Genomic DNA, 13,397 nt, shown 5'->3' with positions numbered 1-13,397 from the left:
TTGCACAATCACTGAACCAGTTTTTCTGACCTGAACAAATTATCTGTATTCTGCAGGATTTTAGCCTTTAACTTTGGATTGTAATCGGGATTTGCACTTAAAAAACCCCTGACAACATCGGCGGCCTCTTTACCCTGGTAAGATCCAAATGTGGCCTGCAGCCAGGATTGCGGGAAAAAGATATCACCGGTAGTCTGGATTTCCTGCAGAAGCTCAAGACTTTGCTGCAAATAACGGACGCTGGAAGCCTGGCGCAGAGGATGATGCAAGTAGTACAATCCGGCCAGTACATTGGATTCTTTAGCCCTGTTGGGCAATAATTTGAGACTGTTAAAAAAATCGTCGCGCTTGAGCTTGTCGCCCGAAACCGCCGGCATTATAAATTCAAAACGCCTTTTTCTGTCTGGGTTGCTGATGCGGCTATTCTGAACCGCGAGTATAGACTGGTCTGCGTCATCACGCAGGGCCAGCGCAAAAGCCAGACTGGTGTAATCGTCTTCTGAAAGCGCAACTCCTGCCGGTGGAACCTGGCTTTCCCAGACCTGGTGTAATCTTTTCCGGGCTTCGGCATTCATGAATACATCCTGATAAACCTTAAAAAGCTGCTTTTTATTGTTGCTGTTTTTTTGTTTCAGCAAGGCGGCCCAGATTTGTTTTTCCAGAATGGCGGATAAAGTTTTTCTTTGTCCGGCTGTGCTGAACTGCCAGTAAAGCGTACTAATATAACCGCTGAGCAATTTAATATTCAACTCTTCCTGTTCTGTTTGCAGGGCATTCGCAAATACACTGAGCAGGCGGTCGGGCTGGATGGCCTTTCCGCTGAGCATTTGTTCATACAATGATATATAGGCTGTGGCACGGTGCAGCGGTTTTTCTAACCTGGAAAGTTGTTCCGGCAATCGCGGGTCTACCGGCCATTCCCCATAACCCTCACCGGCAGAGTTAAAGAGGATCAGTTGCGGTTCCGGCAGTCCTTCCGCCTCTTTCAGTACCAGCTTTTCTCCCCTCAGATTTACCTGTATTACCTTAACTGATCCGGGATAAAAAAGGCTGATCTCAAAGGTTTGTGGCCACACGCGCTGCTGACCATATTCCGGATGCTGCTCCAGCTGTAAATGGGAGATCTTCGCATGATCGGTGGCCATCGTATAACTGATAACAGGCCGGCCGCTCTCGTTTACCCATACTTTATTCCAGGCTTTCAGGTTAGCCGGGGTATACCGGTCCAGTATATCTATGAGATCCGGCCATGATGCGTTTCCATTGGAGAATTGATGCAGGTACTCCCTTACCCCCTGCTGAAAGCGGTCTTTGCCCATCAGGTTTTCCAGCTGCTGCATCATCACCGGTGCCTTATGGTAAATGATATTTCCGTAAAGTGAGCCGGCGTCCTGCAGGTTATCCAGGGGCTGACGAATTGGGTTTGCCCCGGCTGTTCGGTCTACAGCATATGCTGCAGGAAAATGATCGATCAGGAATTTGAAAGCGTAGCTGTCTTTGCCGCCTGCTTCTCCATCATTTTTATCCGCCATAAAATTCGCGAATACCTCTTTCATCCAGACATCCGTAAACCAGTCCATGGTCACCAGATCGCCAAACCACATGTGTGCAGTTTCGTGTGCGATCAAAGTGTTGCGGGAATTGATCTGATCTTTTGTAGCACCCTCATCAAGGAACAGTGAAGAAGCTTTGTATTGAATCGCACCGGGATGTTCCATCCCTCCAAACTGGAAATCAGGAATGGCTGCGAAGCCAAACTTCTGGAAAGGATATGGAATGCCCGTCCATTTTTCATAGAATTTGAGTGCTGATGTATGGATTCCAAAGATGGCTGGCAGACTGGGCGTAATTTTGGATTTATCAGTCTCGCGGTACAGAAACTCTGCATTTTTACCGGCTAAAGTCCCGGTATACAGTTTAAAATCACCTGCGGCAAAAGCAAAATGATAAGTACTCAACAGGTTGGATGGCTTAAAATGATAGGTTTTATACTGCTGCCCAATCACCGAATCCTTTAGTTCTGCATTGGCAATTGCTTTCCAGTTTTGTGGAACGTGGAGCGTAAGGTTGTAAATGGCCTTGAGATCGGGCTGATCGAAACAGGGAAAAACAGTCCTTGCCCTGTCTGGTACAAATAGCGTGTAGAGATAGTCGGGATTTCTGTTCAGTGCGCCGTTGCCTGCAATGAAGTCTATCTGCAGGACATTGACACCCTTTTTCAGAAATTCAGGATGCAGCAGCAAGTGTTCTTTCTGATGATCTGTTTCGATGGGATGGCCATTAAGCGTCATCCTGCTGATTTTCGAAGGATCTTCCTTGAAATCAACCTGTACAGGCAGCCTGAGATTGCTCAGCGTAAAAGTTAAAGTTTCGTGCGCAGTTACAGGTTTGGTTTTCTGCGCAGGGATATCCAGGTCGAGCATATACTGAATGTTGCTTAGTACTGCCTTTCGGTAAATAGCGAGCGATCTGTCCACACCTTTTTCCAGGAGGGGATCATTGATAATCTTTCGCGATGAACAGGAGAGCACAATGCTCGAAAATGCAACACATACTATGGGTAATACCGCTTTATAACCACTTAACATGTGGCCAATTTAATTGATTTATTTTATATCTGATGGGGAATAAAGACAGGTGCGGAACATTTTATCGAATCCGTACAATTTAAGACCTTTGCCAATCACTACAATCTTTGTTTCCCGGATCTCATCGGGCAACCAGGTTTCGCCGACTGAGATTGCGAGCGACTTGCCGACTGTCTGCAGGACGATCCTGCTTTGGAAATGGTGACTGTAGATAATTCCTTTTACGCGGTAAACATTGGCCGACTGCGCGATGAGGAAAACCATCATCCGGTGCTCGAGCTCTTCGATGTTCATGCTGTCCTTATACTTCAGCAAAATAGTTTCAATATCACTGTGTTCGTGCCTGTTGTGCGAAGTACCAAACGCAACCAAAGGCTGTTTCTCCTTTTCCGCGTTGCCCAGGCTGAATATCCCTTTGGGCGTAACCACTGGTTTGGGATTGCTGTAAAAATTAGCGAAACGCTCCCTTTCGAAGAGTTTGCTGATCTGAAAATTCTGCCCTTCGGCAATCAGCGTTTCTGCAAAAGGATTAATTGATTTTAAAATTGCCTGCAGTTCCTTCACATATTCAGCAGCCACCTTTTCTACTTTATTGAGCAGGATGAGGTCACTGAAGGCTATCTGTTTAATGGCCTCGGGATGTTCTTTCAGCTGGTCCTCAATCAGCTCTGCATCAACTATACAGATTACCCTTTTCAAATCGAAACCCCTTTTTACGTTATCACTGGTAAGGAAAGGATGCGCGATATTTGCCGGATCGGCTATGCCTGTAGCCTCGATAATCAGGTGGTCCCAGGAATCCCTTCTGTCCCAGAGATTATTCAGTAATTCATAGATATTATCATTGAGGGTACAGCAGAGGCAGCCATTGTTCAGCTCCATGATGTCGTCTTCTCCTTTAAGGATCAGTCCGGCATCTATACTCTCCTCACCAATTTCATTTTCGATGATGGCAAAACGTGTATCTTTCTTTTTTGCGATTACCGCATTGAGTACTGTTGTTTTACCAGCCCCCAGAAAACCGGTCAGGAGTGTTACTTCTTTTGCTTTCATTCGCTTTTATATTTAAAAAAATTAACCCCACATGAAAGCTTCGTAAATTTCATGTTGCGCAACCCTCAAAATCCTTTCAATTTTTTCCCGCTTTCTGTAAAAAATGTAGATTGCCCCACAAAGATACACAAACGCAATTAGGTTGCAGAATTAAACACAAATATGACTACATCATTTATCAAGCCATTTTTCCTGGCTTCCGGACTACTTTTATCCTCAACTTTTGGCTTCGCCCAGGATAATCTGGTCAACTCTCTTAAAAACAACCAGTCGGCCAACAGCACTGCAGGCTTTAAATTTACTGACATCATCAACCTTGAAAACACGCCTGTACAAAACCAGGGCTCATCAGGTACCTGCTGGAGTTATTCTACAAATTCCTTCCTCGAATCAGAGATGATCAGAATGGGCAAAAAACCGGTTGTGCTCTCGCAAATTTTTTCAGCGCGTAATGCCTACGTTGAAAAAGGCATTAACTATGTACGTATGCACGGAGCAGTAACCCTTGGAGACGGCGGTGCTCTGCACGATGTAATTAACATGTACAAGAAATACGGCGCTGTGCCGCAAATCAATTATACCGGATTAAATTACGGAACCAGGAAGAACAAATTTGCGGAAATGGGCGCTATCACTTCGGGGATGCTGGAAGCGGTAGTTAAAAATGCAAACGGTACACTGACACCAAACTGGGAAAAGGCATATACGGGTATGATCGACTCCTATCTGGGAGCTGTACCGGAGAAATTTGACTACAAAGGCAAAAGTTATACTCCGCAGACTTTTGCAAAAGAGGTTGTTGGCATTAAGCCGGAAGACTACGTTGAACTTTCGTCCTTCAGCGATCATCCCTTCTACTCTAAATTTACGTTATTGGTACCAGACAACTGGTCCTTTGACCAGGTTTCCAATGTTCCTGTAAATGAAATCACTGAGATCATAGACAATGCATTGAAAAAAGGATATTCTGTGGCATGGGCTACCGATGTAAGTGAAAAGTTTTTCTCCTACAAAAACGGCGTAGCATATGTTCCGGCAAAACCTGTTGAAGAAATGACTGCAGAGGAAACTGCCACACTATTCAGCGAACCAAAACCGGAAATGGAAATCACCCAGGAGAACCGTCAGCAGGCATTTGACAACTACCAGACTACCGATGATCACGGTATGCACATCATAGGACTTGCCAAAGATCAGAACGGTAAGGAATACTACATAGTGAAAAACTCCTGGGGCGTAACCAACGATTACAAAGGCTATTTGTATGTAACTAAAAACTACGTGAAATACAAAACAACTGCTTTTCTCTTAAACAAAGGCGGTATCCCTGCAGCAATCAGCAAGAAACTGGGATTGTAATTGCAATTGATTTTTCTCTGGTAATATAAAGGTTGCTACAGCTGTCAGGAGAAAACTGTGATCGGGACCTCAATAGATGTTTTCTCCGGTAATTGTATTAAACTGCAGGCTGAGATGATATTTTAAAATTGTAATGTGCTGATTCAAACCCTGCGTTTTTTATTTGATTTAGATGCCAATCGAAATCAAATAAACATCGGGTTTGAATCAGCACATCACAATTTTATAGACAAAGCCGGAAAACTCTTACTTAATTATCGGAGTAGGCTTCTTATACTCATCCATGGCAACAAAAGAAAAACTGCCACTAACCGCTTTCTCCCGCAGTTCAGAATACATCTGCTCCACAAATATATCTACGTTGACCTTCATACTCGTATTCCCGACATGGCTAACCGTTGCCACAAGTTCAACGATTGTACCTGCAGGAATCGGATGCGTAAAATCTATTCTGTCGCTGCTCACTGTCACCATTTTTTGCCTGCAGAACCGCGTTGCACAGATAAATGCCACTTCATCCATCATCATCATTGCCGATCCGCCAAACAGCGTGTCATAATGGTTCGTTGTATTCGGAAATACAGCTTTAAAAATCCTTGTCTCTGAGGCTTTGATCTTTTCTTCTATTGTCATTTATTGTATAGTATTCGTAGCAGGCTAATCCTGCGGTGTGTGTTTAATCTGCTAAGATATGTTCAATATGCTGTAATTCCTGCGCTGTGAAGTCAAGGTTCTCCAGACATTTAAGGGAATCCTGCAACTGCTCAGGCCTGCTTGCGCCTACCAGTACCGAAGTAATTCTTTCATCGCGTAATATCCAGGACAAGGCCATCTGTGCCAGTGTTTGTCCGCGTTCAGCAGCAAGCGCATTTAAGGCATTCAGCTGCTTTAAAACCTCCGGAGTAATCTGTGCCTGCTGCAGCGCACCAGTTGATTTCGCCGCTCTTGAATCTTCGGGAATGCCATGCAGGTATTTGTTTGTGAGCAGACCTTGTGCAAGCGGGGAAAATGGAATACAGCCAACCCCTTCCTTACCAAGCAGATCCAGTAAATCTTTCTCGATCCACCTTTCAAACATGGAATATTTAGGTTGGTGAATCAGGCATGGGGTACCCATTTCGCGTAGTATTTTGATTGCTGCTGCAGCTTCCGGGGCCTTGTAATTGGAAATTCCTACGTACAGCGCTTTCCCCTGACGAACAAAGAGGTCCAGCGTAGCCATCGTTTCTTCCAGCGGCGTTTCAGGATCCGGGCGGTGGTGGTAAAATATATCCACATAATCCAGTCCCATGCGCTTCAGGCTCTGATCCATACTGGAAACCAGGTATTTTTTGGAACCCCAGTCGCCATACGGTCCGTCCCACATCGTATACCCTGCTTTTGAGGAGATTACCATTTCATCACGGTAGGATGCGAAGTTGTGTTTAAGGATGGCCCCAAAGTTTTCTTCGGCAGAACCCGGAGGCGGGCCGTAATTATTGGCCAGGTCAAAATGGGTGATCCCGCTGTCGAAGGCCAGCTTGATGATATTTGTAGAATTTTGTAACTGATCAACATGACCGAAATTGTGCCATAGTCCCAGGGACAGGGTAGATAATTTCAGTCCGCTTTTACCACAACGGCGGTATTGCATATTTGTATAACGGTCTGGATGCGCGATATAGGGCATAATCTTGAAAATGAAAAGAGGGAATACCAAAGCAGGGTTCATCAACCCATAAGATTGCGTTAGACCTTGTTTTGATATACCCTCTTCAGGTTAGGTTGAGCTAATTTTACTTAGCCGAATTTTTTTTCTCTGTTACTTCAGCACGAATGTCCTGAGCAAGAACTTTCAAATCCTGCATTGCTTTACGTACTCTTGTACCTGCAGCACTGTTTCCAGCATTGTAAAACTTCTCTGCGTCAGCTTCAACCGAAGCAAGCAGTTCTTTTAATTTTGTAAATTTTTCCATGTTTTAATCTTTAATATGGCCAAATATATAACTTTTACGAAATAAATACATATTCCGCCATTTTTATTAAGTTTTTATTTCAAACCAAGATACCTAATCCCTTTTACATCGTATTACCAGATATAAAAGTTAAACTAATAGATGTATATGGGGAAACGGATACTTATTGTTGAGGACGACGAAGATATCAGGTATATTATTTGTTACCTGCTCGTTGAAATGGGATACGAGGTTAGACTTGCAGATAGTATCTCAGATTACAGACAGCAGCAGTCCGAAAACCCTGAGCCGGATCTGCTCCTGCTGGATGTTAAACTTCCTGATGGGAACGGTCTTGACTTATGTCTTGAGATAAAGAAGTCCCCTGCAACACGACATATACCTGTCCTCATCATGTCGGCCCACGCTACTGAACATCAGGTGGTTAAACAAGCCTGCGCCGATGAATTTCTCGGAAAGCCATTTGACCTGGATGACCTTACAGATCTGGTCAAAAAGCATTTGGCCTGACAAATTTTTCCTAGCGGATTACTATTTTTCTATATATATTTGTTCTGCAGGATTTCCCCCTCCTATTGTTATCCTGGCTGACTTTGATCATATGAAGAAAAAGATATTAGTGTTGGAAAAAAACAAAGATATACTTGAATTAATTGATATCATTCTGACCGAGGAGGGGTATGACCTGGACCTGATCAACTCCGATAAAGAAGTTTTTGATCACATTAAAGACTTTGGCCCGGATGCCATCTTACTGGATATTATCCATCCAACGGCCGAAGGGACAGCATTGTGTGAAGCGATAAAATCTTCGGGTAATACTAGTCACATCCCTGTTATAGTGCTTTCTACGCATCCAAAAGCCGAGATTGTGAAGGAAATATGTGCGGATGAGGTAGTGCACAAACCTTTTGACGTTTCCTTCCTGGTATCTGTAATAGAGCAGCAGCTACTGATTGCATAGCCGCTGCTATCATTTGATTATAAATCGTGATGTTTCTTCAGGAATTTCAGATATTTCTTATCATCATCAAAAAGCTGCGCACCTTCCAGCTGATAGGCTTTCAATAAAAATTCAAGCGCCATCTGCTCATCGCCAAGCTCAAAACAAGCCTCGCCTAAACGCAACAACACAAAGGGATTATTTTCTTCGGCACTGTAAAATTCGTAAGCGATCAGCAATTGCTCCTTCGCTTCTGCAAATTTGCCTTCACTAAACAAGGCGTCACCCAGTGAAGCTGTGATATAACCGGTTGCCTCCCAATCTTCTTTTGGCTCGGGTAAAACAGCGTAAGCCTTTTTAAACCATTCTGCAGCTGCAGCATAGTTCTCTTCATCCATTTCTGCATTTCCCTTTTCACAATACTCGTCCATCAGGTCCTGCTGTTCGTCTGTCAGTTCTTCTTCATCATCAGCTCCTTCTTCTGCCGGAACAAAGTTTCTTTTGAAATCTTCGAAGTCCTCATCAGCAGCCAGTGCGATAAAGAGGAAATCAGGATGTGAATCAGCAAAGACTTTCTTTTTACCCAGGTCAAATGCAATCTTAAAGTATACCCTTGCCTGGTCTAAATCCTGAAGTGTATAGTAAATATTGCCTACAGTTATAAAATGAACTATATTCTTTACTTCTTCGGTTTGCATCTTCTCCTGCAGGTATGCTGTTTCTTTCAGGAAATAGGGCAAAGCTTTTTCAAGCTGCCCGATCTGCTCATAAAAAGCATAGATGCTATCCAGCATGATGGCGCCGACGCTGCAATTCTCTTTTGGATCAGGGATCCCGCTTTCGATCTCCAGCAATAAAGCTTCGGCTTCTTCGGTTTGGTCTGACTCTGCCAGTACATACACCTGATCGATCTGATCAAAAAATTCTTCTTCTTCTTCTGCGCTGTAAACTAACATATCTTTATTTTTAAACGAAGGTAGTTATAAGGGTTGGTTTTCCATCTGCTTTATAATTTTGTTGACCTCTGTTTCGGTAGATCTTAATTTTGTCTGGCAGAAAGCGATCAGCAGGGATGCCCGTTTTACCTTTTCTGCAAGCACATCAACAGATACTGCTTCGGTCTCGATCTCAGCGGCAATCTCTGCCAGTTCCCGGTAAGCTTCCTCATAGTTCAAATTCTTTTCCATTACGTGATGTTTTAGCTAATACTTTTGTGTTGATTTCTGCTGTGGCGAGCGTCACAGTCATTTCTGTCCCTTCCTCTATCAAAGCAGCATCGCCCACAATTACACCATTGACCTTTACAATGGCAAATCCTTTGTTCAATATATTCTGCGGACTCATCAGCCGCACTACAGACTCAAAATGAGCGATGTACCTGGACTGATTGATGAAATACATCCTGTTGAACGACCGCAGGTTGGCCAGCAGGTTATTCAGGTCTTTTCTCTTGTTGGACAGGATGATCTTTGGATTAGTCAGGATCATGCCAGAAAGATTCAGGATGTCTCGGTGTTTTTCGTGAATCAGGTTCCTGGAAGAATTGATGGTCACCTGATTGAGCCGGTTTAACTGTTCCTTATGGTGGGTCATCATCTGGAAGGTCCTGATGATGATCTGTTGCTGTAAGGATAGTAACGCATCCTCAAAACCTCTGTTGTGTGCAATCAGCATCTCCGCCACTTTTGTTGGTGTCTTGGTTGATGTATGTGCCATGAGGTCAGCTATGGTTTCATTCTTTTGATGTCCGATCCCTGTAATTATAGGTATAGGGAACTTGGCAATGGCGCGGTTAAGTTCATAGTTGTCAAAAATCAGGAAATCCATCTGCGAACCTCCGCCCCTGATGATCACCAGTGCATCATAGGATTTGCCTGACCCAAAGACCGCGATCAGCTGTGCCAGTACCTGCTTTGCGTTCCCTTCTCCCTGTACCAGGGCAAAATAATCATCTATTTCAAATCGATAACCGAAAGTGTTATTCTCCAGCGTATGCTTAAAATCATGGTATCCCGCGGAAGTGTCAGAGGATATTACCGCAATATGCTGTAATACACGGTTCAGCTGCAGGTCACTATTGCGTGTACGGTACTGCCCATCCTCTAAGCGGATAAATGTAGGATTATCCCTCAGCAGTCTTTCCAGCGTTTCCTTTCGCTGCTGTTCAAACCTCCCCAGGGTGAAACTGGTGTCAATATCCAGCAGATTGAGCTGCAGTCCGAAGGCAGGGTTATACTGCACGGCCACCTGAACCAGTACGTTGATATCATTTTTGAACTGCTGCCCGGTAGCTTTTTCAAAGTTGGAAATATTTACAGCGGCATTTCCCCATGCCCTGCCGCCTATCTTGGCGAGGATCTTTGCAGATGATTTATCTTTCTCTACGAGTTCGAAATAATGAAAGTTGCTCTGGGGCTTATAGGTATAATTGGTGATGTCTGCAATTACCCAAAACGTCTTTGAGCCAAAAACACCATTAATGGTATCATGGATCTGTGCGGTCAGTTCAGATAGTCTGATGGAGGGTAGTGCTGCCAATGTCGTTCTTGTGGTTAAAGCACTAATTTAGGGAATTCTAAGCGATAACTACGCGCATTTTTTCTACGAAGGTGCCGAGTGCTGTACGTTTCAGCAGCAGGTTAAACAGGTTGATCCCTATTATGGCACAGGTGATGCCTGCCAGTACATCCAATACGTAATGGTGACTTGCATAGACTGCTGTGAACCAAATACCTACCATGACTATCCCAAAAACCACATTCATGGCACCCATTTTATTCTTCAGGCCGTAATACAGTACGATTACAGGATAGGAAGAATGGAGCGATGGCATGGCAGCAAATACATTGGATCCCTGTCTGTAAATCGACTGGAAAATTGTGGTATGCAGCAGGTGATCAAACCTGATCAGTCCGGCCGGATTGGAATGGGTATGTGCAAGGAAGACGAATCCGTGGTATTGAACATACCATGGAGGTGCTGCAGGGTAAATATAGTAGATCACAAACCCTATCATATTTACCAGTACAAAGGTAAGTGCAAACCGGAGAAACAGTTCTTTTTTAACAAAAAACAGATATGCTGCAAAAGCGAGCGGTACAGGTATCCACATCAGGTAAAAGATACCACCAATGAAATCTATGAAAGCTGCGTGGTGGTTCCTGAGAAATTCATTAGGCGTTAATATTCTTCCACCGGAAAAGATCCCGAAGATATGTTTCTCCAGATGATAGAGATCTGCAATGTGTACATCGCTGAATAAGTAATTCGGGAATGCCTTCATGTAATCAAACAGGATCCAGTAGACAATAAAAATCGAGAACCCGAGGATAAACTTCCTGCTTACCGCCGATGTATAATACAGGATATTGAAAAGCAATACCAATACCAGCTGGTTTGAATTAAACCCTACCAACACATAGGATAGGCAAAGGTAAAATAAAGATATCACTGTAATGATGGCGACATCTTTTATGGCATAGAATGGTTTGTTAGACCCTAACTGTTCTGACATTTATTTTTTATTAAAATCTGAACCGAGAATCTTGTCCCATAGAGCAGAACTTACCCCGTAACCTTTGGTAGAGTCAGAGTAGTGGTGTAACATGTGGTGCTGCTTCAGTTTCTTCCAGAAAGAACTTTTGAAGTTGGCATGATGTAATGCATAGTGCGTCATATCATAAACCAGGTAACCAATGAGAAAGCCGGTAAAGAAAGCATAGATCGTTCCTGACGGCAACAGATAAAGAAACAGGAAGTATAATGCAAGTGCCATAGGGATACTTGCCGAAGGTGGTAAAACCAATCGTTTTGAATCATTCGGATAATCGTGGTGTACCCCATGGAAGATAAAATGGATCCGCTGTCCGAATTCAGACTTGGGATAAAAGTGAAATACCCAGCGGTGCAGAACGTATTCGGTGATAGTCCATAAAAATAAACCGGTCAGCATCCATCCTATAAATGACAGCACACCCATATGTACGTCTGTAAATGATTTCCAACCAAGGAGAGAAATCACCGGAATATAAACGATCAGGGGTACGTAATAATGAACCTTCGACAGATTTTCAAAAAGATCATTTTTAAAAATTCTGATGGAGTCTGAGGAGTTCGAAATAAAATTCTTCTTCATGGCAATTAGATTTTTATCCGTTCAGTAATAGCAGCATTATTCGAAGCGTTCATTCCTTTGATCTCCACGTACTTTACATTCGGTAACCAGAAGGAACCTCCTTCTATCCGCAAAAATATGCGTTCTATTTGAATCTTCTTGTTATTTACTGTCACATAAACATGATATTTCTTATCCTCATCAGATTTTACAAGATACATCGGCAATTTCTTATGTGATACAAAGCGAAGTTCGTACTGGTCTTTACCTAGAAACTTTGATTCGATGCCATAGGCAAATTTGCGCTGTACATAACCCAGTTCCTTTTTCTCGCTATTTTCTTCGTAGCGGAGCCAGTACACATGTACAGGATCATCCTGTACGACCTGTCCGCTAGCACTTGTGTTCAGTTCACAGATAATTGTGTTGGTATTTGGGTCACGCTGCAGATAAAACAGTTGGTTGGTAATCCCTTTTGGAACCGGAAATTTTAACGGCGATGGGTTACCCTGTTCTGTTGTCTGAGACAGAACTGACTGCACATTTCCGAAATTAAATACGGCCGACAGGATAATCAGTCCTGCAATAACCACGGGCACAGCCTGCTCTTTCAGGCTTTTATTTTCAGTTTTTTTTTCTAAGGTCTCACGCTCCAGTAATTCTGCAGCATCCATTACCTTTTTGGCATCCCGCAGTCTGTTGATTGCAGTAATGTTGGTCATGAATGCCATGATCGTAATCGGAATAGTGAAAATCGACATGGTTTCGAAGATATGGAAGGAGATGCCCGGCACATAAATTTTGTAACCTCCACCAATATAATGTCCTGTAATACCACAGGCAAGCGCACATATACCTATTGTTACTACTCTTTCGGGACGCTGCATTAAGCCACCTTTGCTCTGGATACCCAGACCTTCTGCCCTGGCCCTGGTATAACTAACCATCATAGAACCGATAAGTGCTATGAATGCGAACAGGGAACTTAAAAAATAATGATGGGATACCAGATAATAGCAGATACCGAGGAACATGATCAGCTCACTGTAACGGTCCAGTACAGAATCGTACAATGCACCGAATTTGGAGCTCATATTGCCCAGGCGTGCAACCTGTCCGTCAAGCATATCGAACAAACCGGCGAAAAGTACGAGTGCACCACCCCAGCCCACAAAAGACAGATCGCCCCTGTTGCTTTCTTCGGCACCAAATACAAAGATCACAGCTACGCCAATATTCAGGATCAGGCCAATGGTCGTTACCGCATTTGGAGTCAGACCAATCCGGATGAGGCCCTTCACAAAAGGATTGATGACCTTGTAGATCGTTTGCTGTAAACGATCACGAAATGATATTGCTTGCATAACTATTTATTTATACTTGTC

Annotated in this window: 14 protein-coding genes; 3 read left to right on the top strand and 11 right to left on the bottom strand. The window is 43.6% G+C overall.

Annotation, left to right across the window (positions count from 1 at the left end; translation table 11 throughout):
* Positions 1–8: 8 nt before the first annotated feature.
* Entirely contained in the window at positions 9–2,588 is a 2,580-nt protein-coding gene (locus ABWY16_RS10220; RefSeq protein WP_353904546.1) for a M1 family metallopeptidase, read from the bottom strand.
* Between the two features lie 18 nt (positions 2,589–2,606).
* Positions 2,607–3,641, bottom strand: coding sequence for a CobW family GTP-binding protein (locus ABWY16_RS10215; RefSeq protein ID WP_353904545.1), 1,035 nt, complete (start codon positions 3,639–3,641; stop codon positions 2,607–2,609).
* Positions 3,642–3,803: 162 nt separating this feature from the next.
* Here ABWY16_RS10215 and ABWY16_RS10210 point away from each other — a divergent pair, with 162 nt between their 5' ends.
* Positions 3,804–5,000: a C1 family peptidase gene (locus ABWY16_RS10210; protein WP_353904544.1), complete on the top strand. Its 1,197-nt coding sequence runs from the start codon at positions 3,804–3,806 to the stop codon at positions 4,998–5,000.
* A 246-nt stretch (positions 5,001–5,246) separates the two neighbouring features.
* Here the strand turns inward: ABWY16_RS10210 and ABWY16_RS10205 are convergent, their stop codons facing one another.
* From ABWY16_RS10205 to ABWY16_RS10195, 3 genes are all read right to left on the bottom strand, one after another.
* Positions 5,247–5,633 (bottom strand): acyl-CoA thioesterase, encoded by a 387-nt coding sequence (locus ABWY16_RS10205; protein WP_353904543.1) that lies wholly within the window; start codon positions 5,631–5,633, stop codon positions 5,247–5,249.
* 43 nt (positions 5,634–5,676) lie between these two features.
* Positions 5,677–6,669, bottom strand: a complete 993-nt coding sequence (gene mgrA / locus ABWY16_RS10200; protein ID WP_353904547.1) for an L-glyceraldehyde 3-phosphate reductase — start codon at positions 6,667–6,669, stop codon at positions 5,677–5,679.
* Between the two features lie 106 nt (positions 6,670–6,775).
* Positions 6,776–6,955: a BF3379 family histone-like protein gene (locus tag ABWY16_RS10195; RefSeq protein ID WP_090555717.1), complete on the bottom strand. Its 180-nt coding sequence runs from the start codon at positions 6,953–6,955 to the stop codon at positions 6,776–6,778.
* Positions 6,956–7,102: 147 nt separating this feature from the next.
* Between ABWY16_RS10195 and ABWY16_RS10190 the strand changes: the two genes are divergently transcribed.
* Both ABWY16_RS10190 and ABWY16_RS10185 read left to right on the top strand, forming a co-directional pair.
* Positions 7,103–7,465, top strand: a complete 363-nt coding sequence (locus ABWY16_RS10190; RefSeq protein ID WP_353904542.1) for a response regulator — start codon at positions 7,103–7,105, stop codon at positions 7,463–7,465.
* Positions 7,466–7,556: 91 nt separating this feature from the next.
* Entirely contained in the window at positions 7,557–7,919 is a 363-nt protein-coding gene (locus ABWY16_RS10185) for a response regulator transcription factor (RefSeq protein WP_353904541.1), read from the top strand.
* Between the two features lie 17 nt (positions 7,920–7,936).
* Here the strand turns inward: ABWY16_RS10185 and ABWY16_RS10180 are convergent, their stop codons facing one another.
* From ABWY16_RS10180 to ABWY16_RS10155, 6 genes are read right to left on the bottom strand one after another with little or no spacing between them, the layout of a single operon-like run.
* Positions 7,937–8,854, bottom strand: coding sequence for a tetratricopeptide repeat protein (locus tag ABWY16_RS10180; protein WP_353904540.1), 918 nt, complete (start codon positions 8,852–8,854; stop codon positions 7,937–7,939).
* 24 nt (positions 8,855–8,878) lie between these two features.
* Positions 8,879–9,085, bottom strand: coding sequence for an exodeoxyribonuclease VII small subunit (gene xseB / locus ABWY16_RS10175; protein ID WP_353904539.1), 207 nt, complete (start codon positions 9,083–9,085; stop codon positions 8,879–8,881).
* Complete coding sequence (gene xseA, locus ABWY16_RS10170; RefSeq protein WP_353904538.1) at positions 9,063–10,436, bottom strand: exodeoxyribonuclease VII large subunit; 1,374 nt, start codon at positions 10,434–10,436, stop codon at positions 9,063–9,065. Before xseA ends, xseB begins: the two co-directional genes overlap by 23 nt.
* A gap of 37 nt (positions 10,437–10,473) precedes the next feature.
* Positions 10,474–11,412, bottom strand: a complete 939-nt coding sequence (locus tag ABWY16_RS10165; protein WP_353904537.1) for a phosphatase PAP2 family protein — start codon at positions 11,410–11,412, stop codon at positions 10,474–10,476.
* The gene (locus tag ABWY16_RS10160; RefSeq protein ID WP_353904536.1) at positions 11,413–12,033 is read right to left on the bottom strand and encodes a sterol desaturase family protein; all 621 of its coding nucleotides are present in this window, start codon (positions 12,031–12,033) and stop codon (positions 11,413–11,415) included.
* A gap of 5 nt (positions 12,034–12,038) precedes the next feature.
* A complete protein-coding gene (locus ABWY16_RS10155) occupies positions 12,039–13,376 on the bottom strand; it encodes a DUF4833 domain-containing protein (RefSeq protein ID WP_353904535.1) in 1,338 nt (445 codons plus the stop codon).
* Positions 13,377–13,397 lie beyond the last annotated feature (21 nt).

The organism is Pedobacter sp., from assembly GCF_040513095.1.
Lineage (GTDB): Bacteria > Bacteroidota > Bacteroidia > Sphingobacteriales > Sphingobacteriaceae > Pedobacter.
Note: the sequence above shows the minus strand (reverse complement) of the source record. Positions and strands in the feature narration are given on the sequence as shown.

Coding starts and splice junctions, on each gene's coding strand:
- ABWY16_RS10220 (WP_353904546.1), bottom strand. CDS start 2,588: ATGTTAAGTGGTTATAAAGCGGTATTACCCATAGTATGTGTTGCATTT.
- ABWY16_RS10215 (WP_353904545.1), bottom strand. CDS start 3,641: ATGAAAGCAAAAGAAGTAACACTCCTGACCGGTTTTCTGGGGGCTGGT.
- ABWY16_RS10210 (WP_353904544.1), top strand. CDS start 3,804: ATGACTACATCATTTATCAAGCCATTTTTCCTGGCTTCCGGACTACTT.
- ABWY16_RS10205 (WP_353904543.1), bottom strand. CDS start 5,633: ATGACAATAGAAGAAAAGATCAAAGCCTCAGAGACAAGGATTTTTAAA.
- mgrA (WP_353904547.1), bottom strand. CDS start 6,669: ATGCCCTATATCGCGCATCCAGACCGTTATACAAATATGCAATACCGC.
- ABWY16_RS10195 (WP_090555717.1), bottom strand. CDS start 6,955: ATGGAAAAATTTACAAAATTAAAAGAACTGCTTGCTTCGGTTGAAGCT.
- ABWY16_RS10190 (WP_353904542.1), top strand. CDS start 7,103: ATGGGGAAACGGATACTTATTGTTGAGGACGACGAAGATATCAGGTAT.
- ABWY16_RS10185 (WP_353904541.1), top strand. CDS start 7,557: ATGAAGAAAAAGATATTAGTGTTGGAAAAAAACAAAGATATACTTGAA.
- ABWY16_RS10180 (WP_353904540.1), bottom strand. CDS start 8,854: ATGTTAGTTTACAGCGCAGAAGAAGAAGAAGAATTTTTTGATCAGATC.
- xseB (WP_353904539.1), bottom strand. CDS start 9,085: ATGGAAAAGAATTTGAACTATGAGGAAGCTTACCGGGAACTGGCAGAG.
- ABWY16_RS10165 (WP_353904537.1), bottom strand. CDS start 11,412: ATGTCAGAACAGTTAGGGTCTAACAAACCATTCTATGCCATAAAAGAT.
- ABWY16_RS10160 (WP_353904536.1), bottom strand. CDS start 12,033: ATGAAGAAGAATTTTATTTCGAACTCCTCAGACTCCATCAGAATTTTT.
- ABWY16_RS10155 (WP_353904535.1), bottom strand. CDS start 13,376: ATGCAAGCAATATCATTTCGTGATCGTTTACAGCAAACGATCTACAAG.